This is a genomic window from Duganella sp. GW822-FHT06D06, assembly GCF_058799615.1.
Window position 1 is genome coordinate 559,416 of record NZ_JBXALQ010000001.1, and the last position, 24,243, is coordinate 583,658.

At 64.3% G+C, this 24,243-nt stretch carries 19 protein-coding genes; 16 read left to right on the forward strand and 3 right to left on the reverse strand.

Annotated features, from left to right (window positions below; genetic code table 11):
- Positions 1-237: 237 nt before the first annotated feature.
- The 7 genes from AC1RMD_RS02625 to AC1RMD_RS02655 all read left to right on the forward strand — a co-directional run bounded on the left by AC1RMD_RS02625 (position 238) and on the right by AC1RMD_RS02655 (position 14,137).
- Positions 238-3,387, forward strand: a complete 3,150-nt coding sequence (locus AC1RMD_RS02625; protein WP_492923362.1) for a DEAD/DEAH box helicase — start codon at positions 238-240, stop codon at positions 3,385-3,387.
- Positions 3,388-4,521, forward strand: a complete 1,134-nt coding sequence (locus tag AC1RMD_RS02630; protein ID WP_492923364.1) for a PAS domain-containing sensor histidine kinase — start codon at positions 3,388-3,390, stop codon at positions 4,519-4,521.
- Between the two features lie 55 nt (positions 4,522-4,576).
- Positions 4,577-5,257: a response regulator transcription factor gene (locus AC1RMD_RS02635; RefSeq protein ID WP_116991391.1), complete on the forward strand. Its 681-nt coding sequence runs from the start codon at positions 4,577-4,579 to the stop codon at positions 5,255-5,257.
- Between the two features lie 104 nt (positions 5,258-5,361).
- Entirely contained in the window at positions 5,362-6,957 is a 1,596-nt protein-coding gene (locus AC1RMD_RS02640; RefSeq protein WP_492923366.1) for a methyl-accepting chemotaxis protein, read from the forward strand.
- A 57-nt stretch (positions 6,958-7,014) separates the two neighbouring features.
- Entirely contained in the window at positions 7,015-7,716 is a 702-nt protein-coding gene (locus AC1RMD_RS02645; RefSeq protein WP_492923368.1) for an REP-associated tyrosine transposase, read from the forward strand.
- 194 nt (positions 7,717-7,910) lie between these two features.
- Positions 7,911-12,638: a glutamate synthase-related protein gene (locus AC1RMD_RS02650; RefSeq protein ID WP_492923370.1), complete on the forward strand. Its 4,728-nt coding sequence runs from the start codon at positions 7,911-7,913 to the stop codon at positions 12,636-12,638.
- 35 nt (positions 12,639-12,673) lie between these two features.
- On the forward strand, positions 12,674-14,137 hold the full coding sequence (locus AC1RMD_RS02655; protein WP_492923372.1) for a glutamate synthase subunit beta: 1,464 nt from the start codon (positions 12,674-12,676) through the stop codon (positions 14,135-14,137).
- A 68-nt stretch (positions 14,138-14,205) separates the two neighbouring features.
- Here the strand turns inward: AC1RMD_RS02655 and AC1RMD_RS02660 are convergent, their stop codons facing one another.
- From AC1RMD_RS02660 to AC1RMD_RS02670, 3 genes are read right to left on the reverse strand one after another with little or no spacing between them, the layout of a single operon-like run.
- Complete coding sequence (locus AC1RMD_RS02660) at positions 14,206-16,038, reverse strand: alkaline phosphatase family protein (protein WP_492923374.1); 1,833 nt, start codon at positions 16,036-16,038, stop codon at positions 14,206-14,208.
- Between the two features lie 25 nt (positions 16,039-16,063).
- Entirely contained in the window at positions 16,064-16,939 is an 876-nt protein-coding gene (locus tag AC1RMD_RS02665; RefSeq protein WP_492923376.1) for a GNAT family N-acetyltransferase, read from the reverse strand.
- Between the two features lie 18 nt (positions 16,940-16,957).
- Positions 16,958-17,776 (reverse strand): PEP-CTERM sorting domain-containing protein, encoded by an 819-nt coding sequence (locus tag AC1RMD_RS02670; protein ID WP_492923378.1) that lies wholly within the window; start codon positions 17,774-17,776, stop codon positions 16,958-16,960.
- Between the two features lie 261 nt (positions 17,777-18,037).
- On the opposite strand from AC1RMD_RS02670, the gene AC1RMD_RS02675 reads away from it, so the two are divergent.
- The 9 genes from AC1RMD_RS02675 to AC1RMD_RS02715 all read left to right on the forward strand — a co-directional run bounded on the left by AC1RMD_RS02675 (position 18,038) and on the right by AC1RMD_RS02715 (position 24,240).
- Complete coding sequence (locus AC1RMD_RS02675; RefSeq protein WP_070267833.1) at positions 18,038-18,856, forward strand: ABC transporter ATP-binding protein; 819 nt, start codon at positions 18,038-18,040, stop codon at positions 18,854-18,856.
- Positions 18,853-19,638, forward strand: a complete 786-nt coding sequence (gene mlaE / locus AC1RMD_RS02680) for a lipid asymmetry maintenance ABC transporter permease subunit MlaE (protein ID WP_492923380.1) — start codon at positions 18,853-18,855, stop codon at positions 19,636-19,638. The genes AC1RMD_RS02675 and mlaE overlap by 4 nt, the downstream gene beginning before the upstream one ends.
- A 36-nt stretch (positions 19,639-19,674) precedes the next feature.
- Entirely contained in the window at positions 19,675-20,145 is a 471-nt protein-coding gene (gene mlaD, locus AC1RMD_RS02685) for an outer membrane lipid asymmetry maintenance protein MlaD (protein WP_492923382.1), read from the forward strand.
- Positions 20,142-20,990, forward strand: coding sequence for an MlaA family lipoprotein (locus AC1RMD_RS02690; RefSeq protein ID WP_492923384.1), 849 nt, complete (start codon positions 20,142-20,144; stop codon positions 20,988-20,990). Before mlaD ends, AC1RMD_RS02690 begins: the two co-directional genes overlap by 4 nt.
- A gap of 31 nt (positions 20,991-21,021) precedes the next feature.
- Complete coding sequence (locus AC1RMD_RS02695) at positions 21,022-21,666, forward strand: MlaC/ttg2D family ABC transporter substrate-binding protein (protein WP_492923386.1); 645 nt, start codon at positions 21,022-21,024, stop codon at positions 21,664-21,666.
- Between the two features lie 22 nt (positions 21,667-21,688).
- Positions 21,689-22,114 carry an STAS domain-containing protein gene (locus AC1RMD_RS02700; RefSeq protein ID WP_492923388.1) on the forward strand — a complete coding sequence of 142 codons (426 nt, stop codon included), beginning with the start codon at positions 21,689-21,691 and terminating at the stop codon, positions 22,112-22,114.
- 186 nt (positions 22,115-22,300) lie between these two features.
- A complete protein-coding gene (locus AC1RMD_RS02705) occupies positions 22,301-23,224 on the forward strand; it encodes an ABC transporter ATP-binding protein (RefSeq protein WP_492923390.1) in 924 nt (307 codons plus the stop codon).
- Entirely contained in the window at positions 23,221-23,988 is a 768-nt protein-coding gene (locus AC1RMD_RS02710) for an ABC transporter permease (RefSeq protein WP_492923392.1), read from the forward strand. Before AC1RMD_RS02705 ends, AC1RMD_RS02710 begins: the two co-directional genes overlap by 4 nt.
- A gap of 15 nt (positions 23,989-24,003) precedes the next feature.
- On the forward strand, positions 24,004-24,240 hold the full coding sequence (locus tag AC1RMD_RS02715; protein ID WP_008443072.1) for a BolA family protein: 237 nt from the start codon (positions 24,004-24,006) through the stop codon (positions 24,238-24,240).
- Positions 24,241-24,243 lie beyond the last annotated feature (3 nt).

Below are 24,243 nucleotides of genomic sequence, written 5' to 3' on the forward strand. Positions count from 1 at the left end.
GTGGGCGATTCCTAAGCAGTCAAGCCCGGAATCATACGCAATCGGCGCGAATGTGCCAGTCTTGACAGTCCAAAAGGACTGTGCGCGGCTTTGGAACGCGCAAGTAATATGCAAGTAACACGCAAGTAACACGTTTACATGCGGGTTTTATGAAGAATCCGCAAACACGAACGCGTGTATGGCGGATAATATCGCCTGTTGCCGTTTTTGAACCATCTTTGACCAACAATGCGACCTATGGATTTTACCCGCGACGACGCCACCGACGATGTTCCCGCCAAGCCAGCTGCTCCGGCCGCCCCAACATCTCCTGCCCGCCCTGCGCCGCCCGCGAATCAATTGTCGTACGCCGTAGCCACCTGGCTGCAGCGTGTGGATGCGGCAGCGCATCCCAAAGCCAAACTGAACGCGCCGCCGGTCGATACCGATCCGAAGCAACAAACCCAATACAAGCTGATCTACGTGATGGCGCCCACCAGCGGCGGCCGCCATGTGGCGCTGTGCCTGTACAAGGCGCGGCTGCGCTCGAACGGCGACGTCGCCGCGGCCAGCCCGGTGAGCGAAGTGTTTTCGCTGCTGTCGGCGCCGCCGAGCTTCCTCGCGGCCGGCGACGAGGACTTGATCCGTTTCTTCGTTGCCATGCGCAGCGGACAGAATTCCCAGACCGGCTCCGCCACCGAGCCGCGCGGCAAGATCGGCGCGGCCCTGCTGAGCATGCTGGCCGAACAGGATAAATTGCTTTGGGCAAACTCCTGGGCCGATGTCGGCAATGGCCTGGTCTACCCGCTCAAGGGCGGCGTGATGCGTGAAGCCAACCTGGCCTGGCGCGAAGAAGGCAAGGGCTTGCGTCTGGGCTGGCAGGTGCAGGCGGCGCCGAACGCCAAGCATGTCGGCGCCGACCAGGTCGACTACATGCTGCCGACCGATCCGCCTTGGTATATCGACAATCTTTCCTGCGGCGTGCTGCTGCTGAACCAGGGCGGCGCGTCGATCCCGCTGGCCGATTTGCAGGCGCTGGTGGCGCAAGCCCCGCTGCTGACCAATAACGACAAGATGCGCGTCTCGCAACTGCTGCTGGCCCACGGCCTGCAGCAGCTGATGCCGCTGCCGCAGCCGCTGCCGCAGCGCGTGCGCGACGACGTCAAGCCGCGTCCGGTGCTGACGCTGGACGCCGCCATGCTGGCCGACGGCTCGCTGCAACGCTGGCACGACTTCGCCGTATTGTCCTTCGACTACGACGGCGAGCGCGTCTCCTTCGACCCGTCGCAGCGCGTGGTGCGCCAGAAGGGCGAAGTCACCGAGATCATCCAGCGCGACAGCGCCGCCGAAGAGCTGGCCCTGTCGCTGTTGAGCGAACGCCACTTCCTGCCGCCCGCGACCTTGCCGTTGAGCAGCGTCAAGGGCGGCTTGCTGCTGCCCACCCAGGCCGAATGGCTGCGCTTCGCCCGCGATGGCATCGAGGCGCTGGAGCAAGCCGGCTGGAAAGTCGAGAAAACCGTCAAGTACCGCTACGACGTCAGCGATGTCGGCGACTGGTATGCCGACGTGGTGGAAGACCCGGCCGACGGCGGCCACGCCTGGTTCGAGCTGGAACTGGGCATCATGGTCGACCAGGACCGCGTGCCGCTGCTGCCGGTGCTGGTGCAGATGATACGCAGCGCGCCGAACGACTTCAATCCGAAGACCATCGCCCTGCACGGCGACGACGACCAGATGCTGGCCACCTTGCCGGACGGCAGCCGCGTCGCCCTGCCATGGGGACGCGTCAAGCCCATCCTGACCACGCTGGGCGAGCTGTACTTCAGCGACAAGATCAAGACCTCGCTGCGCATGGCCACGCTGGACGCGGCGCGCCTGGACGACCTGGCCCGCAACGTCGAGCTGAACTGGACCGGCGGCGCCGAGCTGCGCGACATGGGCGCGCGCCTGAACCAGTTCGGCGCCGTCAAGCGTGTCGCCACCCCGGCCGGCCTGCAGGCGACGCTGCGCGACTACCAGACCGACGGCCTGTCGTGGATGCAGTTCCTGCGCGAGTACGGCTTCGCCGGCATCCTGGCCGACGATATGGGCCTGGGCAAGACCGTGCAGACCCTGGCGCACATCCTGGTCGAGAAGGAAGCCGGCCGCCTGACCGCGCCGGCGCTGGTGATCGCGCCGACCAGCCTGATGGGCAACTGGCAGGAAGAGGCGGCGCGCTTCGCCCCCGGCCTGCGCGTGTTGCTGTTGCAAGGCAAGGACCGCATGGTCCAGTTCGACCAGATCGACGAAGCCGACCTGGTGCTGACCACCTACGCGCTGCTGCCGCGCGACGAGGAAAAACTGCGCGAACATGATTTCCACCTGGTCATCCTGGACGAATCGCACTACATCAAGAACACCCGCAGCAAGGCCGCGCAAAGCGCCGGCCTGTTGCGCGCGCGCCACCGGCTGTGCCTGTCCGGCACGCCGCTGGAAAACCACCTGGGCGAGCTGTGGTCGCAATTCCACTTCCTGCTGCCGGGCCTGCTGGGCGACGAGAAGGGTTTCAACACCGTGTTCCGCCACCCGATCGAACGCCAGGACGATCCGCTGCGGCGCGCGCTGCTGAACCGCCGCATCAAGCCCTTCCTGCTGCGCCGGACCAAGGACAACGTGGCCAAGGAATTGCCGCCGAAAACAGAGATGGTGCGCAAGGTCGAACTGACCGGTGCCCAGCGCGACCTGTACGAGACGGTGCGCCTGGCCATGGACCAGAAGGTGCGCGACGAGATCGACCGCAAGGGCGTGGCGCGCAGCCAGATCGTCATCCTGGAGGCGCTGCTGAAGCTGCGCCAGGTGTGCTGCGATCCGCGCCTGGTCAAGTCGCTGCCGTCGAAGAAGCAGACGGCCGGCTCGGCCAAGCTGATCGACCTGATGCAGATGGTCGAGGATTTGCTGGAAGAGAACCGCAAGATCCTGGTGTTCTCGCAGTTCACCAGCATGCTGGAGCTGATCGAGGAAGAGCTGGAAGCGCGCGATATCCCGTATGCGCTGCTGACCGGCGAGACCAAGGACCGCAGCGCGCAAGTGGCAGCCTTCCAGCAGGGCGCGGTGCCGATCTTCCTGATCAGCCTGAAGGCGGGCGGCGTCGGCCTCAACCTGACGGCGGCCGATACCGTGATCCACTACGATCCGTGGTGGAATCCGGCGGCGGAAAACCAGGCCACCGACCGCGCCTGGCGCATCGGCCAGGACAAGCCGGTGTTCGTCTACAAGCTGATCGCCAAGGGCACGCTGGAGGAAAAAATCCAGGTGCTGCAGCAGAAGAAATCCGATCTGGCGCAATCCATCCTGGCCGAAGGCGAGTCGCAGAAAATGGCGCTCACCCAGGAAGACTTGCAGCAGATCTTCGCACCGCTGGCGGAATAAGTGGCGACCGTCGCCGAACTGCAAGCGGCGTTGCGCCAGTCGCAGCAAGAGGCTGAGCGCTATCGGCTGCTGCTCCAGCACAGCGGCGAGGTCAGCTGGATGGCGGACTGCGCCACCTTGCAACTGTCCTGGCTCAGTCCGGCCGCCGAGCGCCAGTTCGGCTACACGCTGGACTCGGCGCAGGCGCTGGCGGCCGGCCTGTTGCTGCAGCTGCCCGCCCGGCTGGAACGCCACGCCGGCGGCGACCTGAGCCGCGTGCGCCTGCTGCGTGAAACCGAACTGCCCCATGCCGACGGCCGCCTGCTGCCGGTGGAGATCGAATCGACGCTGATCGTCGACCAGCGCGGCGTCGCTGTCTCCGTGGTCGGCGTGGTGCGCGACCTGAGCGCGCGCCGCGAACTGGCCGCGCAGCAGAAAAAGTTCGCCTCCATGCTGTCGCACGAATTCCGCACGCCGCTGTCGACCATCGACGGCGCCGTGCAGCGCCTGGAAATGACCGGCGCCCACCACGACGAAGGCACCCGCAAGCGCTACCGCAGGATCCAGACCGCGGTCGACCGCATGCTGGCGATGCTGGACGAGTACCTGTCGCCCGATCGCATGGCCAGCATCGGCCGCGAGCGCCAGCCGAATGAAATCTGCCCCGCCACGCTGCTGGAAGCGGTGGCCGAGCAGGCCCGCGGCCGCCGTCCGGCCGTGAGCGTGCGGATCGAAGCGCTGCCGCAATGGATGCGCTGCGACCCCGCCGGTGTGCGTTTATGCTTGGAAATTTTGCTCGACAATGCAATTAAGTACACGACTGCCAATACTCCGATAGAATTGATAGGCAAAATGGCAAGCGAGGGCGGCGTCGAGTTCCTGGTGCGCGATCACGGCGCCGGCGTGCCGGCCGCGGAATTGGCGCATATTTTCGACAAATCCTTCCGCGGCAGCAATGCCGCAGGCGTCGCTGGGTCCGGCTTGGGCCTGTATATTGCGCGCGCGGTGGTCGATGTACACGGTGGAATGCTGACGGCAACAAATGTTTCTGAAAGCGGCACGGAATTTCGGATTTGGCTGCCCATAGCGGCCAGCGCCGGGAAAAGCCTTGCGCGGGCGGGTGGCAGCAGTGATAATTCCTTGAGCGCAAGCTGAAATAGCAAGGCAGTACTGAGCACTGTTGCTCAATAATCGATCGAATGGCGCATCAATGACGCAAATACTCATCGTGGAAGACAATCTGGACTATGCCGAAGAAATGGCAGAGTTCCTGACTGAGCTTGAACACGAAGTGCACATCACTAACAACGCCAGCGAAATGTGGTCCGCCCTGAGCCAGGGCAATGTCGGCGTGGTGGTGCTCGATCTGGGCCTGCCGGACGAAGACGGTTTCAATGTGATACCCCGGATGCGCCAGCTGTACCCGCAGATCGGTCTGCTGGTGTTGACCGGCCGGGTCGCGTTCGACAACCGCATCCTCGGTCTGCGCCTGGGCGCCGACCATTATCTGACCAAGCCGATCAAATTCCCGGAACTGGCCGCCCACATCGAGGCGCTGGACCGTCGCGTCGGTCCGCAGGAAACCATCCCGGCGCCGAGCAAGTGGACCCTCAAAGTCAGCGCCCGCCAGCTGGAGCTGCAAGGCATGGCGATCACCCTGACCGAAAAAGAATGCAATTTCCTGCATCTGCTGACGATTAACACCCGTCCCGTGCCGCGCCAGGTGATCGTGGCCGGCATCGGCGGCGACGATCCGGACGCCGGCCGCCGGGTCGACATGCTGGTGTATCGTTTACGCAAAAAAGCCCGCACCGGCCTGGGCCAGGACCTGCCGCTGCGCAGCGCCTATGGCGAAGGCTACAGCCTGTCCGCCAGCTTCAACTTGTCTTGATCAAATCCCGATAGTAATTTTGTTGTGTGGAAATGTGAGAGTTTCCTAAGCGCAGCTTTGCCGTAGCATGAATTCTCCACCTACACCTGCTGGGGAGAATGGCAATGCGTTACAGCGATTGGAAGATTGGGATACGCCTGGCCGGCGGCTTTGGCCTGGTGATGTTGTTGGTTGTCGGCATGGCCATGGCAGGGATGTGGCGCTTGCAGGCGGTCGGCGACCTGACGGAACAGATGGTCGGCAGCGCCAGCGTCAAGGAGCGCCTGACCGCCGAATGGCATAACCAGATCAGCATCAGCGGCGTCAGTGTGCTGGCCTTTGCCCGCAATACCGAAACGGCCGAATCGCCGGCGCTCACCGAAAAAGCCGCCGCCACCCGCGCGCGCGTCAACGCCATCCAGAAGCAACTCGAACCCCTGCTCGTCAGCAATGAGGAAAAAGCCTTGCTGGAGGCGGTTGCGTCGGTGCGCAAGGGGTATGCGGCCAGCCGCGACCTGTTGTTCAAGCTCAAGAAGAGCGGCGACCTCGCCGGCGCCCGCGCCCTGGCAGACAGCAAGCTGGAGCCCCAATTCAACGCCTACCTGGAGAGCGTGCAGAAAATCGGCGACTACGAGGCCGGCGTCGGCCGCGCGCTGGGCGCGGAGGTGCAGACGCAATACCATGCCGGCCAGCGCTTCCTGCTGGCGCTGACGGCCGGCGCGCTGGTGCTGGGCGCCTGGTTCGCCTACATCATCGGCGTCTCGATCACCGGCCCCATCCACAAGGCGGTGCGGGTGGCGCAGACCGTCGCCGCCGGCGACCTGAGCAGCAAGATCGACGTGCGCAGCAAGGACGAGACCGGCATGTTGCTGCAAGCGCTGAAGGACATGAACGCCAGCCTGGTGAACATCGTCGGCCAGGTCCGCAGCGGCACCGACACCATCGCCACCGCCTCAGGCCAGATCGCCAGCGGCAACCTCGATCTGTCGGCCCGCACCGAGCAGCAGGCCAGTTCGCTGCAGCAGACCGCCTCGTCGATGGAGGAATTGACCGCCACCGTCAAGCAGAACGGCAGCAACTCGCGCCAGGCGCATACGCTGGCGCTGTCGGCCTCGGAAGTGGCGGTCAAGGGCGGCAGCGTGGTCGACGAAGTGGTCGACACCATGAGCGAGATCAGCGCTTCCGCGCATAAAATCGTCGACATCATCGCGGTGATCGACGGTATCGCCTTCCAGACCAATATCCTGGCGCTGAACGCGGCGGTGGAGGCGGCCCGCGCCGGCGAGCAGGGCCGCGGCTTCGCCGTGGTGGCGACCGAAGTGCGCAACCTGGCCCAGCGCAGCGCCAGCGCCGCCCAGGAGATCAAGGCCTTGATCGGCGATTCGGTCAACAAGGTCGAAAGCGGCGCGCGCCTGGTGGCCCAGGCCGGCAGCACGATGCGGGAAATCGTCGTCAACGTGCGGCGGGTGACCGATATCATCGGCGAAATCACCGCCGCCAGCGCCGAGCAGACCAATGGCATCGAGCAGATCAACCGCGCCATCGCGCAGATGGACCAGGTGACGCAGCAGAATGCCGCGCTGGTCGAGGAAGCGGCGGCCGCCTCCGCCGCCCTGCAAGACCAGAGCGGCGCGCTGGCCCGGGTGGTCAGCGTGTTCCAGCTTTCCGGCAATTTAAGCAAAAAGAGGGACAGAGTCATGCCGGTTTTGCTGGGCGCCTGAATAATCGGGGACAGAGTGGTGTAGAATGGCCGCATTCGATACATTTTGCGCAAATTTATGGCACGTCTACCCCGCTTGATCGTCCCCGGCCAGCCGCACCACGTTATCCAGACCGGTAATAACAACCAGGCTATCTTCCAGGACACGGAAGATTATCAAACCTTCCTGGGCTGGCTGCGCACCGCCGCCAAGAACTACAAAGTGGCGGTGCACGCCTATGTGCTGATGCCGAACCACCTGCATTTGCTGGTCACGCCGGCCGATGCGGACGGCCTGGGGCAGATGATGCAGTGGATAGGCCGCTACTACGTGCCCTATTTCAACCAAAAATATGGCCGCAGCGGCACTTTGTGGAACGGACGCTACAAAACCTCGCTGATCGACGCAGAGCAATACTTCATGTCGTGCAGCCGATATATCGAGTTCAATCCGGTGCGCAACGGCATGGTGGGGCGGGCCGAGGATTATCCGTGGTCCAGCTACCCGCACCACGCCGGGCTGCGCTCGGACGGCCTGATCGTCGACCATCCGAAGTTCTGGGAGCTGGGCAACACGCCGTTCCAGCGCGAGGCGGCCTACATCGCGCTGGCCGAACCGGCGCTGAGCGAGGACGAGGTGGCCAGCATCGGCCAGGCGCTGCTCAAGGGCTGGCCGCTGGGCAGCGAGCAATTCAAGACGGCGCTGCAGCACAAGGTCAAGCGCCAGGTACTGCCGGCCAAGCGCGGCAGGCCGTTCAAGATCAAGCCAGAAGCGGCCTGAGCAGCATATCAAAACCGCGGGAATCGCCAGTTCCCGCGGTTTTTTTTAATACGGCATCACTCTGTCCCTAATTAAAATTTTCAGCAACTCACAAAAAATTAATCCGACTCCGACCCTAATTGTTATGGTTGAAGTTTACGCTGCATTGCACTACTCTAGCTTTTCGTTAGTCAAAATTGCAGTGGAGAGCCCCCATGAAAGCCCAAGGTCTGTACGATCCGTCCAATGAACACGATGCCTGCGGCGTCGGTTTCGTCGCCCATATCAAGGGCAACAAGAGCCACTCCATCGTGGAACAGGGTCTGTTGATCCTGAAAAACCTCGATCACCGGGGCGCCGTCGGCGCCGATGCGCTGATGGGCGATGGCGCCGGCATCCTGATCCAGATCCCGGACCAGTACTACCGCGACGAGATGGCCAAGCAAGGCGTGGAACTGCCGCCGCCAGGCGAATACGGCGTCGGCATGGTGTTCCTGCCGAAGGAAAACGCCTCCCGCATCGCTTGCGAACAGGAAATCGAGCGCGCCGTGCGCCTCGAAGGCCAGGTCGTGCTGGGCTGGCGCAATGTGCCGGTCGACTGCGACATGCCGATGTCCCCTACCGTGCGCGCCAAGGAACCGGTGATCCGCCAGATCTTCATCGGCCGCGGCGCCGACATCATGGTCACCGACGCGCTGGAACGCAAGCTGTACGTGATCCGCAAGTCGTCCGGCCACGCCATCCAGGCCTTGAAACTGATCCACGGCAAAGAATTCTTCGTGGCTTCGCTGTCGGCCCGCACCATCGTCTACAAGGGCCTGCTGCTGGCCGACCAGGTCGGTGTGTACTATAAGGACCTGCAAGACGCGCGCTGCATTTCCGCGCTGGCGCTGGTGCACCAGCGTTTCTCGACCAACACCTTCCCGGAATGGCCGCTGGCCCACCCGTACCGCCTGATCGCCCACAACGGCGAGATCAACACCGTCAAAGGCAACTTCAACTGGATGCGCGCCCGTGAAGGCGTGATGAAATCGGCCGTGCTGGGCGACGATCTGCAGAAACTGTTCCCGCTGATCTACGAAGGCCAGTCGGACACCGCCTGCTTCGACAACGCGCTGGAACTGCTGCTGATGGCAGGCTATCCGATCGCCCAGGCGATGATGATGATGATCCCGGAAGCCTGGGAAAATCACAGCACGATGGACGACAATCGCCGTGCGTTCTACGAATATCACGCAGCAATGATGGAACCATGGGACGGCCCGGCCGCCATGGCCTTCACCGACGGCCGCTACATCGGCGGCACCCTGGACCGTAACGGTCTGCGACCTGCGCGCTACATCGTCACCGACGACGACCTGGTGGTGATGGCGTCGGAATCGGGCGTGCTGCCGATTCCTGAATCGAAAATCATCCAGAAATGGCGTCTGCAGCCAGGCAAGATGTTCCTGATCGACCTGGAAGCGGGCCGCATCATCGACGATAAAGAGTTGAAAGACACCTACGCCAACGCCAAGCCATACAAGGCATGGATCAACGCGGTGCGCATCAAGCTCAACGAAATCAAGCTCAGCGAGAGCCAGCTGGCGCGCAACCGCGCCAAGGACGTCGCGCCGGCCCAGGGCGAAAAAGCCACGCCGTCGTTGCTGGACCGCCAGCAAGCCTTCGGCTACACCCAGGAAGATTTGAAGTTCCTGATGGCGCCGATGGCCGCCGCCGGCGAAGAAGCGACCGGCTCGATGGGCAACGACTCGCCGCTGGCCGTCATGTCCAACAAGCTCAAGCCGTTGTACAACTACTTCAAGCAGCTGTTCGCGCAAGTGACCAATCCGCCGATCGACCCGATCCGCGAAGCGATGGTGATGTCGCTGGTGTCCTTCATCGGCCCCAAGCCCAACCTGCTGGACACCAACAACGTCAATCCGCCGATGCGCCTGGAAGTATCGCAGCCGGTGCTGGGGTTCGACGACATGGCCCGCCTGCGCGGCATCAGCGCGCATACCGGCGGCAAGTTCAAGTCATATGAGCTCAACATCTGCTATCCGCTGGCATGGGGCAAGGACGGCGTGGAAGCCTGCCTGGCCTCGCTGTGCGCCGAAGCGGTCGACGCGGTCAAGTCCGGCCACAACATCCTGATCGTGTCGGACCGCTCGGTCGGCCCGGAGCGCGTGGCGATTCCCGCGCTGCTGGCGACCTCGACCGTGCACCAGCACCTGGTCAGCAAGGGCCTGCGCGCCTCCACCGGCCTGGTCGTCGAGACCGGCTCGGCCCGCGAGACCCACCACTTCGCGCTGCTGGCAGGCTACGGCGCCGAAGCGATCCACCCTTACCTGGCGATGGAAACGCTGGTCGAGATGTCGCTCGGCATGCCGGGCGACATGACCGGCGACAAGGCGGTCTACAACTACACCAAGGCCATCGGCAAGGGCTTGATGAAGGTCATGTCCAAGATGGGCATTTCGACCTACATGTCCTACTGCGGCGCGCAGATCTTCGAAGCTGTCGGCCTGAACAAGTCGCTGGTCGACAAGTACTTCAAGGGCACGGCCTCCAATGTCGAAGGCATCGGCGTGTTCGAAGTGGCGGAAGAAGCGCTGCGCCTGCACAACCTGGCCTTCGGCAACGATCCTGTGCTGGAAAACCACCTGGACGCCGGCGGCGAGTACGCCTTCCGCGTGCGCGGCGAAGACCACCTGTGGACCCCGGATGCGATCGCCAAGTTGCAGCATTCGACCCGCAGCAACAACTTCTCCAGCTATAAAGAGTACGCCCAGATCATCAACGACCAGACCAAGCGCCACCTGACCTTGCGCGGCCTGTTCGAGTTCAAGCTCGATCCGAGCAAGGCGATCCCGCTGGACGAGGTCGAGCCGGCCAAGGAAATCGTCAAGCGCTTCGCGACCGGCGCGATGTCGATGGGTTCGATCTCGACCGAAGCCCACGCCACGCTGGCGGTGGCGATGAACCGCATCGGCGGCAAGTCCAACACCGGCGAAGGCGGCGAAGATCCATCGCGCTACACGATGGAACTGAAAGGCATCAAGATCAAGCAGGGCGAGACCATGGCGTCGGTCATGGGCAAAGAGCAGATGGTGGTCGATATTGCCTTGCAGGAAGGCGATTCGCTGCGCTCGCGCATCAAGCAGGTGGCATCGGGCCGTTTCGGCGTGACCGCGGCCTACCTGAACTCGGCCGACCAGATCCAGATCAAGATGGCGCAGGGCGCCAAGCCGGGCGAAGGCGGCCAGCTGCCGGGCCACAAAGTCTCCGAATACATCGCGACGCTGCGCTTCTCGGTGCCGGGCGTGGGGCTGATCTCGCCGCCGCCGCACCACGATATTTACTCGATCGAAGATCTGGCCCAGCTGATCCACGATCTGAAGAACGCCAATCCGCGCGCCTCGATCTCGGTCAAGCTGGTGTCGGAAGTCGGCATCGGCACCGTGGCCGCCGGCGTGACCAAGGCCAAGGCCGATCACGTGGTGGTCGCCGGCCATGACGGCGGCACCGGCGCTTCGCCGCTGTCGTCGGTCAAGCACGCCGGCACGCCGTGGGAGTTGGGTCTCGCAGAGACCCAACAAACCCTGGTGCTGAACGGCCTGCGCAGCCGCATCCGCATCCAGGCCGACGGCCAGATGCGTACCGGCCGCGACGTCGTCATCGCCGCCATGCTGGGCGCCGACGAAATCGGCTTCGCCACCGCGCCGCTGGTGGTCGAGGGTTGCATCATGATGCGCAAATGCCATCTGAACACTTGCCCGGTCGGCGTCGCCACGCAGGATCCTGTGCTGCGCGCCAAGTTCTCCGGCAAGCCCGAGTACGTCGTCAACTACTTCTTCTTCGTCGCCGAGGAAGCCCGCCAGCTGATGGCGCAACTGGGCATCCGCACCTATGACGAGCTGATCGGCCGCGTCGACCTGCTGGACAAGTCCAAGGCGATCACGCACTGGAAAGCCAAGGGCCTGGACTTCAGCAACATCTTCTACTCGCCGGAAGTGCCGAGCGGCGATTCCATCTATCACACGAAGGAACAGGACCACTGTCTGGACAAGGCGCTCGATCACAAGCTGATCGCGCAAGCCAAGGCCGCGCTGGAAAAAGGCGAACGCGTGTCGTTCATCTCGCCGGTGCGCAACGTCAACCGCACCGTCGGCACCATGTTGTCGGGCGAAGTGGCCAAGCGCTACGGCCACGCCGGCCTGCCGGACGACACCATCCACATCCAGCTGCAAGGCACGGCGGGCCAGTCGGCCTGCGCCTTCCTGGCGCACGGCATCACCATCGACCTGGTCGGCGAAGGCAACGATTACGTCGGCAAGGGCTTGTCGGGCGGCCGCATCATCGTGCGTCCGAACACCGAGTTCCGCGGCTGGGCGGTGAACAACATCATCATCGGCAACACCGTGCTGTACGGCGCGATCGCCGGCGAAGCCTTCTTCAACGGCGTGGCCGGCGAGCGTTTCGCCGTGCGTAACTCGGGCGCCACCGCCATCGTCGAAGGCACCGGCGACCACGGTTGCGAATACATGACCGGCGGCACCGTGGTGGTGCTGGGCGCCACCGGCCGCAACTTCGCGGCGGGCATGTCGGGCGGCATCGCCTACGTGTACGACCCGGACGGCGACTTCGAAGCGCGCTGCAACACCTCGATGGTGACGCTGGAGCCGGTGCTGACCGCCAAGGAGCAGGAAGCCCAAAGCGAAACCTGGCACGTGCAGCACAAGGACCATGGCCGCGAAGCGGACGAAGTGATCCTGAAGCGCCTGATCGAGCGCCACTTCAAGCACACCGGCAGCACCCGTGCCCGCCTGTTGCTGGACAACTGGGCCGAAGGCCGCGGCAAATTCGTCAAGGTATTCCCGAGCGAATACAAGCGCGCCCTGGCCGAAATGGCCGAGGACCTCGCGAACGAAGCCGCATCCGCCCAGCCGATCGCAGCCTGATGCTGACCGTACAGAACAATATTTAAGGACTTATCGTGGGTAAAATCACCGGCTTCATGGAATTCAAGCGTCAGGAAGAGAGCTATCTGCCGCCTGCTACGCGTTTGAAAAACTATTCCGAATTCGTCATCACCCTGAGCAATGAACAGGCCAAGGTGCAGGGCGCGCGCTGCATGGATTGCGGCATCCCGTTCTGCAACACCGGCTGCCCGGTCAACAACATCATCCCGGACTGGAATGACCTGGTATATCGCGGCAACTACCGCGAGGCGCTGGACACCCTGCACTCGACCAATAACTTCCCGGAGTTCACCGGCCGCATCTGCCCCGCGCCGTGCGAGTCCGCCTGTACGCTGGGCATCAACAACGATCCGGTCGGCATCAAGTCGATCGAGCACAAGATTATCGACGAAGGCTGGGAACACGGCTGGGTCGTGCCGCAGCCGGCCGGGCAGCAATCCGGCAAGAAGGTCGCCGTGGTCGGTTCCGGTCCTGCCGGCCTGGCGGCGGCGCAGCAGCTGGCGCGCGCCGGCCACGCCGTCACCGTGTTCGAGAAGAGCGACCGCGTCGGCGGCCTGCTGCGCTACGGCATTCCAGACTTCAAGATGGAAAAGTCGCATATCGACCGCCGTATCAAGCAGATGGAAGCCGAAGGCGTGGTGTTCCGCACCAGCGTGCTGGTCGGCAAGGACTTCCCTGCCAACGTCAACAACTGGGCCAAGGAAACCATCTTCCCTGAAGACCTGGCCAAGGACTTCGACGCCGTGGTCCTGGCCGGCGGCGCCGAACAGCCGCGCGACCTGCCGGTGCCTGGCCGCGAGCTCAAGGGCGTGCATTTCGCCATGGACTTCCTGCCGCTGCAAAACAAGGTCAACGCCGGCGACAAGGTCAAAGACCAGCTGAAAGCCACCGGCAAGCACGTGGTGGTGATCGGCGGCGGCGATACCGGTTCCGACTGCGTCGGCACCTCGAACCGCCACGGCGCCGCCTCGGTGACCCAGTTCGAACTGATGCCTATGCCGCCGGAGCAAGAGAACAAGCCGCTGGTGTGGCCGTACTGGCCGACCAAGCTGCGCACCTCCTCGTCGCACGAGGAAGGCTGCGAGCGCGACTGGGCGGTGGCCACCAAGCGCCTGGAAGGCAAGAACGGCAAGGTCGAGAAGCTGGTCGCCTGCCGTGTCGAATGGAAAGACGGCAAGATGGCCGAAGTGCCGAACTCGGAATTCGAAATGAAGGCCGACCTGGTGCTGCTGGCGATGGGCTTCGTATCGCCGGTCGCCAACGTGCTGGACGCTTTCGGCGTCGAGAAAGATGCACGCGGCAACGCCAAGGCCAGCACGGACGGCGAAGGCTGCTACAAGACTTCCGCTGCCAAGGTATTTGCCGCCGGCGATGTGCGCCGCGGCCAGTCGCTGGTGGTGTGGGCGATCCGCGAAGGCCGCCAGTGCGCGCGCGCGGTCGATGAGTTTTTGATGGGTTCTTCGGAACTACCGCGCTAATCCCTGCGGCCGAAGCAGCCTGTCTCCGCCGGTAGTGAATGGGTGATCCCCGTTCCTGCCGGTTTTTTTTATTCTGCGGCGGTGATGCCGGCAGCGGCCCGCGCACGCGCCGCGTGCCTGGCGACCGCCGCCGGATCGATCCGCATCGCCCGCGCGCGCGCCAGGGCGGCCGGTTCCATGTCGCCGCAGCGCTCGCATGCCATGGCGAGGTCGAGCAGCGCTTCCGCTGAACGCGGACCCTGGCTGACGGCGCGACCGTAGGCGGTGGCCGCGTGCCGCCAGCGCTCCAGCATGCGCTCGGCCATCCCCAGTCCGGACCAGGCGACATGGTCGTGCCGGTCGTGCGCGATCGCGGCGCGGAAGCTGGCGGCCGCCAATTCCCACTCGCGCTGCACCAGGTGGGCCCGGCCCAGCCACATGGCGGCGTTGATAGGCGGCATGGCGGCGTCCGGGGCGCCGGCCTGAAGCTGCGCCAATGCGCCCAGGCGCGCCTGGGCCTGCGGCCAGTCGCCGCTGGCAAAGGCGACCATGCCTTCGGTCGCGTCGGCCCAGGCGCCGCCGGCCCGCACCAGCGGAAAATCGCGGGCGATGGCCAGGCAGGCGTCGAATTCGCCGGCCAGCAGCAACTGTTCGGCCAGCGCGATGCGCACGTTCAGGTTGCCGTCGAAGCGCTGCATCAATGCGCGCAGCTGCGCCAGCGCCGCGGCGTGGTTGCCGCGCAACGCCGTCATCGCTGCCAGCGCCAGGCGGGTTTCGCATTCGATTTGGCGGACAAACGCGATCTGCGGTGCGAAGTCGGGCAGCATCAAGCCCTCGCGCTCGAACATGGCCGCTTCCGCTGCCGACAGTGCCGGCGCGCCTGGGGTGACGCCGATATCGGCCGGCGTCAGCGGCGCCACTGCGGCGCTCGCCGCGTTTGCTTGCATGCGGACCGGCGCGGTGGTCAATGCCTCGTCGATCACGCGGCCGTCGAGGTCCACGCCGGCCGGCAAGTCCAGCACCGCCGCCACGGTCGGCCAGATATCGCAGGCGGCCACCGGGCTAACGGTGTGGTCGCGTGCGATGCCCGGGCCGCACAGCAGCATGAAGCCGGCGTCGCGCGCGCCGTTCGACAGGATCGCGTAACAGGCGTCGCGGCCGGCAAGGTGTTGGTAGCGGCCGCACAGCAGGTCGAGAAACTGGTGGCAGCGGGCCAGGCAGAGGCGCGCGGCCTGCCGGTCCGGCACGCTGGCCAGCGCGGCGGCCATGACGGCGATAAACGGCAGGCGCAACACCAGCACCTCGGCGCCGCGCTGTTCGATGGCGGCCGTGCCCAGCGCATGCAGGGTCGCGCATTCGGCCAGCGCCGCCGCCGCCGCGCCCGCCAGTCGGCGGCGGGCGGCCGTATCCAGCGGAGCCAGCAGGAAGTGCAGGTCTGGCGCCTGGATGTCGCCGGGCGCCAGGCGCGCCGCGTGCACCAGCTCGCGCGCCTCGGGCGGCCAGACCGCCTGCGGGTCCAGCGGCCAGGCTTGCTCGTCGTCGGCCGGCGCGGTGCTGGCGCCGGGGGCGATCACGGTGCCATGCCGCAGCCGCAGCCCGCGCGTGGCCGGCCAGCCGATCACGGCCGCATGGCGGCCGGCGGCGTCGGCGGCGTGCCAGACGGCGGCGCTGCGCAGTGCGGCCGCGCCGGGCGCATGGGCGAACAGCGAGCCGGCGATCGCCGTCAGCGGATGCAGGATGCCGTGGCGGTCCGGCTGCATGCCGGTGGCGACGCTGGTCCAGCCGCTGTCGGCGCAGGCCGGCAGCGGAAAGTCGAGCGGCGCCCAGGTGCCGGCGTCGACCAGGCTGGACAGAAAGGGCGTCAGCCCGCCCTGGTCCAGTTCCTGCAACAGCTTCCAGTCGACGCCGTCGAGGGCCAGCATGACCAACTTGGGCGCGGTCCGGGCGTCAGAGGGCGAGTGCATAGGTATGGGTGGTGTGTAGCAGCGTGGAGTCGACGCGGCGCGCCATCTGCAAGGTGGCGCTGGCGGCGTCGTTGCAGCTGAAGCGGAAGCGCGGCCCCGCCAGCTTCGCCAGTTGCCGGGCGGCCCCGTCCAGCAACATCAGGGCTGGCCAGCCGTGGCGATGGCCGGGTTGGGTGATCCACAGGTCCACTTCGGGCAAGTCCTGGTTGGGCTTGCACAGCAACAGACCGATCAGCTCGCCATCCAGTTCGACCGCCTGCGACAGCACGGCGCAGGCCGGGTCCGCCAGTGCGGCATCGAAGCGAGCGGCGGCGGTGCCATGCGGCAGTCGGGCGTAGCTGCTGTACAGCGCGATGGCCTGCGGCAGATGGCGCGGCGCCAGCGGCATGGCGGCGGCGCCGGCCGGAATGCGCCGGCCGGCGCGCAGGCGTTCGAGCATCAGGCTGGTCTGCTGGCAGGCGTTGCGGGTGTCCACCTCAAAATGCAGCAGCACGCGCTGCGGCGTGAAGCCGTTGCGCGCCAGGAAGGGCGGTGCATCGGCGCTGTCCCATTCGCCCCAGGCGTGCAGGTAATCGACGTCCCACTGCCGCAGCGCCGCACTCAGCGCCGCCAGCAGCGCGCCGCCGACTCCGCGCCGGCGCTGTGACGGCAGCACGAAGATGGCGCCGCGTAATCCGCTGCGCCGCACTTCCCACGGGATAGATGAAAACGCCGCCACGCCGATGATCGCGTGCTCGTCGGCGCGGCGTGCGACCAGCACCGATTCGGCCGCCACGCCCTGGTTGGCGACGTGGGGCAGCAAGGCGAAAGCCAGGTCCAGTTCGCCCGGCTGCGCCACGCCGACATGCACCGTCGCCATCGGCGACACTACCTCGCTTCAGGCCGGCAGCGCGGCGTCGGTGCGCCGGCCGCGGCCTTTGCGGCGGTAGGCGGCGATGCCGACCAGGCCGCTGGCCAGCATCAGCAGCGACGACGGCTCGGGTACCGGGCTGGTGAAGGCGGCCGCGCCGGCGGCCACCGCGGCGCCGGTATTGTCGTAGCCGTAACCGTTGAATTTCACGTCGTACTGGGAGGTGGCGAGCGCGTTGTTGCTCACCGAGTCATGGATGGACACGTCTATCCAGCCGTATTGCGTTTGCTGGCCACTGGAGAACTGGAACGGCACCAGCAGGTTGTTGCCGATATTATTGTTGGTGTTAGTGCTGGCCAGCACCGACAAGTGGTTGCATTGCTGGCTGCCGCCAGAACCTTTGCCGGAGCTGTTGCAGGATCCGATGACGTAGCCTATTCGCTGGTTGGTGGTCTGGTCCAGGGTCGCCGTGCGCGACATCGCCAGCGACGGCCCGATCAGCGTGCCGGCGGCTACCGCGCCCGCAGCCACGCCTTGGGCGCCGACCGTGACCGAGCGGTCCAGCACGGTGACCGAGGAGGCCGTGCTGCCGATCCCGCCAATCACGTGCCAGCTCTGGCCATAGACTGGCGCATTGTTCGCCAGCGAGAAGTCGGTCGTGCCATTGTGGTCCACATCCACGGCGACAGATACGGGGGTCCCTGGGGGAACGTACCATTGCCCCAGCGTCTGGTTGAGACCGTCGACCCGGATCACGTCGGCATGCGCCGCCAGCGAGGTCAGGGCCAGCAGCGTGGCGGTACCGGCGAGTTTTTTGTTAGGCAACATGTTGGATGGACTTGGCATGGCGGCTCTGTTTCGGAAAGGGAACAGAGATTGTCATCATTTACACATATGTTGTCAATCGACATATTGTTTCTGGCGGCAATAATGTGGCTTTTGTGTTGTGCGATGCAGCAATGTAACAATTCTTGATAGGTGTAAATTGCTGACTTTAGGTTCAGTAGTGTTGTATTATCTGCTACTTACGATGCGTCTTCCTGTCACAAAAGACAGGGGCGCCAGCAGAGATTAACCTTTCTGCACTACAATACGGCATTAAAAATAATGAGTTCAGTCGTGGCGAATCTAGTCGAAATCCGTGATTTACACTTCTCCTATGGAAAGCGGGCTATCCTGTCGGGGCTCCAGATGGACTTCCCACGGGGGAAAGTAATCGCGGTGATGGGCGGCTCGGGCAGCGGCAAGACCACGGTATTGCGCCTGATCGGCGGCCAGATCCGCCCGCAACGCGGCCACGTCAAGGTGCAGGGCCAGATCGTGCACAAACTCAACACCGCCGGCCTGTATCTGCTGCGCCGCAAGATGGGCATGCTGTTCCAGCACGGCGCGCTGTTCACCGACCTGACCGTATTTGAAAACGTCGCCTTCCCGCTGCGCGAGCATACCGACTTGCCGGAAGAGCTGATCCGCAACCTGGTGCTGATGAAGTTGCACGCCGTGGGCCTGCGCAACGCCGCCAAGCTCAAGCCGGGCGAGATCTCCGGCGGCATGGCGCGCCGCGTGGCGCTGGCGCGTTCGATCGCGCTGGACCCGGAACTGATTATGTACGACGAGCCGTTCGCCGGCCTCGACCCGATCTCGATGGGCGTCACCGCCAACCTGATCCGCAACCTGAATACCGCGCTGGGCTCGACCACCGTGCTGGTGTCGCACGACGTCAAGGAATGCTTCGCCATCGCCGACTATGTGTACTTCCTGTCGCAGGGCAAGATCGTCGCGCACGGCACGCCGGCCGACATGATGGTGTCGACCGACCCGTACGTGAAGCAGTTCGTCAACGCCGAGGCCGATGGCCCGGTGCCGTTCCACTATCCAGGCAAGTCCCTGGCCGATGACCTGGGCCTGGGAGTGCAAGTCTTATGAGCGTCAAGAACTGGTTGTCCAAGCTGGGCGCGCCGCTGCGCGACTACGTCGAAAGCATAGGCTACGGCGCCCGTACCTTCGCCACCATGCTGGGCGTGTCGCCCGGCCTGCTGCGCCGTCCGGCGCTGCTGGTCGAGCAGCTGCACTTCATCGGCAATTATTCGATGCTGATCATCACCCTGTCCGGCCTGTTCGTCGGCATGGTGCTGGGCTTGCAGGGTTACTACACGCTGAATAAATACGGCGCCGAACAGTCGCTGGGCCTGCTGGTGGCGCTGGGCCTGACCCGCGAACTGGGCCCGGTGATCACCGCGCTGCTGTTTGCCGGCCGCGCCGGCACCTCGCTGACCGCCGAAATCGGCCTGATGAAGGCCGGCGAGCAGTTGTCGGCGATGGAAATGATGGCCGTCAACCCGATCCAGCGCGTGCTGGCGCCCCGCTTCTGGGCCGGCGTGATCGCGGTGCCGCTGCTGGCGTCGGTGTTCAGCGCGGTTGGCGTGCTGGGTGGCTGGCTGGTCGGCGTGCAGCTGATCGGCGTCGACGACGGCGCGTTCTGGTCGCAGATGCAGGGCGGCGTCGACCTCTGGAAAGATATTTTCAACGGTTTCGCCAAGAGCGTGGTGTTCGGCATCGCCATCACCTTCATTGCGCTGTACCAGGGCTATGAAGCCCAGCCGACCCCGGAAGACGTGGCGCGCGCCACCACCCGCACGGTCGTGATCTCATCGCTGATGATCTGGTGGCTGGACTTCATGATGACGGCGCTGATGTTCAGCAAATAAGCGTTAAAGTACAAGATAAGAAACTAAGGAATCGCTATGCAACGTAAATCTCTGGATATCTGGGTCGGTCTGTTCATCGTCGTCGGCGTCGTCGCGCTGATGTTCCTCGCGCTGAAGGCCGGCAACATGGGTTCCATGTCCTTCGGCAAGGTGTATCCGATCACCGCCAAGTTCGACAACATCGGCAGCCTGCGCCCGCAAGCGGCGGTCAAGGCGGCCGGCGTGGTGGTGGGCCGTGTGGGAGAGATCAAGTTTGATGACAAGAGTTACCAGGCACTGGTAACCTTGAACATGGAAGAAGGTTACAAGTTCCCGAAAGACAGCTCGGCCAAGATCCTGACCGCCGGCCTGCTGGGTGAGCAATACGTGGGCATCGAAGCCGGCGGCGACACCAACAACCTGGGCGCCGGCGACAAGATCGCCCGTACCCAGTCTGCCGCCGTACTGGAAGACCTGATCAATCAATTCATCTACAGCAAAGCTGCAGAGGGAAAGGACAGTAAATGACCTACCGTACTCCGAAATCTCTCCGCCGCGCCGCGCTGGCGCTGGGCGTCACCGTGCTGCTGGCCGGCTGCGCCGGCCCGAACCCGCGCGACCCTTACGAGGGTTTCAACCGCGCCATGTTCAGCTTCAACGACACGGTCGACACTTACGCGCTCAAGCCGGCCGCGACGGCCTACCGCAACGTGCTGCCGAACTTCGTCCAGACCGGCGTCAACAACTTCTTCGGCAACCTGGCCGACGCCTGGACCGGCGTCAACAACCTGCTGCAAGGCAAGGGCGAAGCCGGCATGTCGGACGTCACCCGCTTTGCGCTGAACTCCACGCTGGGCATCGTCGGCCTGTTCGACATCGCCTCGGAAGCCGGCCTGCAAAAGCACAAGGAAGACTTCGGCCAGACGCTGGGCACCTGGGGCGTGCCGTCCGGCCCCTACCTGATGCTGCCGCTGCTGGGCCCATCGACCGTGCGCGACACCGCGGCCTTGCCGCTCGATATCAAGGGCGACATCTGGGCCTACAAGGAACCGGTCTACATCCGCAACACCGGCACCGCGCTGCGCGTGGTCGACCAGCGTGCCAACCTGCTCAACGCCACCAGCCTGCTGGAAGACGCCGCGCTGGACCGTTACGAGTTCATCCGCGACGGTTTCCTGCAGCGCCGCGAGAGCCAGATCCATCCCGACGGCGACGATGCGCCGCGCAAGTCCAGGAAGGACGATTCGGCCGAGATCGACGCCAGGCCGGGCGCCGCGCCGGTGGCCGCACAAAGTTCTGTCCCGGTGTCATCCGAATCGGCGCCAAAAGAGTTAAACTCTGGCGCACCGGCTGCGACCATCGTCAGCCCGTGACCCTGAAGAACCACACAAAGGTAACGACAACATGAAATTGATCAAACAACTTATCGCTTTAGCAACCGTCGCGCTGGCCGTCAACGTCCACGCGGCCACCGCGCCGTCCAACGAAGCACCGGACGTGCTGGTCAAGCGCATCAGCCAGGACGTGATCGAGACGGCCAAGGCCGACAAGGCCATCCAGTCCGGCGACCAGAAGAAAGTGCTCGACCTGGTCGAAAGCAAGATCCTGCCCTACGTCGATTCGCAGCGCATGACCGCGCTGGCGGCCGGACGCTTCTGGCGCGACGCCACGCCCGAACAGCAAAAATTGCTGTCGGAACAATTCCGCACGCTGCTGATCTTCACCTACTCCGGCGCGCTGTCGCAGATTAAGAACGAAACCATCGAATTCAAGCCGATGCGTTCCGACCCGACCGACAACGAAGTGGAAGTGCGTTCGCAGGTCAACGTCGCCCGCGGCGAACCGATCCCGCTGAACTACCGCGTCGCCAAGACCGCGTCCGGCTGGAAGATCTATGATATCAATGTGCTGGGCGCATGGCTGGTCGAGACCTACAAAGGCACGTTCGCCTCCGAAATCAACAAGGGCGGCATCGACGGCCTGATCAAGACCTTGACGGAAAAGAACAAGTCGCTGGCCAACAAGCCCCTGAAAACCGTCGCCAAGTAATTCATAACCAAGCCAACCCGCCATGTCCACCGCCGTTTCCGAAGCCATCGACAACTTGCAGTCGCTCACGACCCTGACCGTGCTCAACGCCTCCGCGGCGCTGGAGCGCGGCCTGGCGGCCCTCAAGGCCGGCCAGACCGTGTTCGACCTGCGCCATGTGCTGACGGTGGATTCGGTGGCGGTGTCGGTCATGCTGGCGTGGCAACGCACGGCCCAGGACTCCGGCGTCAAGCTGGAACTGAAAAACCTGCCGCCGGCGCTGCAAAGCCTGACCAAGCTGTATGGCGTGTGCTCGCTGCTGTTCCCGCCGTCCGTCGCGCTGGAGCCGGGTGCGCCTGGCGCGACCAATCCGCTGCACGAAGAATTCGCTCAGGTCAATGCGCCGCAGACCTTCTTCACCAAAAAGACCGGTCTCGCCGACGACCCGGCCTCGCACCACCATCATTGACCTTCGCCCTACCCCCTGCCGCCTGTAGTTCCCCCGGTAAATAGCCTGTCCGGCTCTGCCGATCCGAATTTCCAATATAATTGAACGTTGCCGCTGCCTAAGAGCCGCGGCGCCCGCAGCATCTTCCGCCACGTTTAGGCCACACAGCGCCGGTTCGCGCCGCCGCACCTTACAGATAAGTCAAGCATGACAGCGATCCAAATAAGTAATGTCGAGAAGCGCTACAAGTCGCTCCAGGCACTGGGCGGCGTGTCCCTTTCGATCGAAGAGGGCGAGTTTTTCGGCTTGCTGGGCCCCAACGGCGCGGGCAAGACCACTTTGATTTCCATCATCGCGGGCCTGATCCGTCCCGACGCCGGCAAGGTCACCATCCACGGCCACGACGTCACCGGCGATTTCCGCGCCGCCCGCAAGAGGCTGGGCGTGGTGCCGCAGGAACTGGTGTTCGACCCCTTCTTCACGGTGCGCGAGACGCTGCGCCTGCAATCGGGCTACTTCGGCCTGGCCAACAACGACGCCTGGATCGATGAGGTGATGCACAACCTCGACCTGACCAACAAGGCCGACGTCAATATGCGCGCCCTGTCCGGCGGCATGAAGCGCCGCGTGCTGGTGGCGCAGGCGCTGGTGCACAAGCCGCCCGTGATCGTGCTCGACGAGCCGACCGCCGGCGTCGACGTCGAACTGCGCCAGACGCTGTGGAAGTTCATCTCGCGCCTGAACCGCGAAGGCCACACCGTGGTGCTGACCACCCACTACCTGGAGGAAGCGCAAGCCATGTGCAAGCGCGTGGCCATGCTCAAGAGCGGCAAGGTGGTCGCGCTCGATACGATGGCGTCGCTGATCCGCCGCATCTCCGGCTCGCAGCTGACGGTCAACCTGGCCGCCGGCGACCTGCCGGACGACATGCGCCACCTGGTCACGCATCCCGAGACCTCGCATGTTCACTCCGGCGGCAAGAACTACAGCCTGCGCGTCAACGAATACGCTGAAGTCGAAACCCTGCTGGCGCGCCTGCGCCAGTCCGGCGCCGTGATCGACGAGATGCAATTGCAACAAGCTGACCTGGAAGACATCTTCTTGCAGATCATGGACAAGGGTACCGTATGAACTTCATCTCCACCGGCTTCCGCACCCTGGTCTACAAGGAGACGCTGCGCTTCTGGAAGGTGGCCACGCAAACCGTCGCCGCGCCGATCCTGACCGCGATGCTGTACCTGATGATCTTCGGCCACGTGCTCGAAGGCCGCGTCACCGTGTATGCGGGCGTCAGCTACACCGCCTTCCTGATCCCCGGCCTGGTGATGATGAGCGTGTTGCAGAACTCCTTCGCCAATTCGTCGTCGTCGCTGATCCAGTCCAAGATCACCGGCAATCTGGTGTTCGTGCTGCTCACGCCCCTGTCGCACTGGGAGATCTTCTCGGCCTACGTGCTGGCCGCCATGGTGCGCGGCATCGTGGTCGGTTTCGGCGTGTTCGTGGTGACGGCGTGGTTCGCCCACCTGTCGTTCACGGCGCCGCTGTGGATCGTGGTGTTCGCGCTGCTGGGCGCCGCCATCCTCGGCACCATGGGCCTGATCGCCGGCATCTGGGCCGAGAAATTCGACCAGCTGGCCGCGTTCCAGAACTTCCTGATCATGCCGCTGACCTTCCTGTCCGGCGTGTTCTACTCGATCCATTCGCTGCCGCCGTTCTGGCTGACGGTATCGCATCTGAACCCGTTCTTCTACATGATCGACGGTTTCCGCTACGGTTTCTTCGGCCAGTCGGACGTCAACCCGCTGGTCAGCGTGAGCATCGTCTCCGCCTTCCTCGTCGTGTTGGCACTGCTGGCGATTCGTTTGCTGCGCAGCGGATATCGTCTGCGTCACTAATTCCAAGGACTTATCATGACCACTACTCCAGAACTGATCCACGGCTACCTGAGCGCCGGCCTCGAATGCACCCACCTCGAGGTGGAGGGCGACGGCCAGCACTTCCAGGCCGTCATCGTCTCGCCGGCCTTCGTCGGCAAGCGTTTGATCCAGCGCCACCAGATCGTGTACGCCGCGCTGGGCGACCGCATGCGCGAAGAAATCCACGCGCTGTCGATGAAGACCCTCACCCCTGACGAATACCAAGGATAAGCA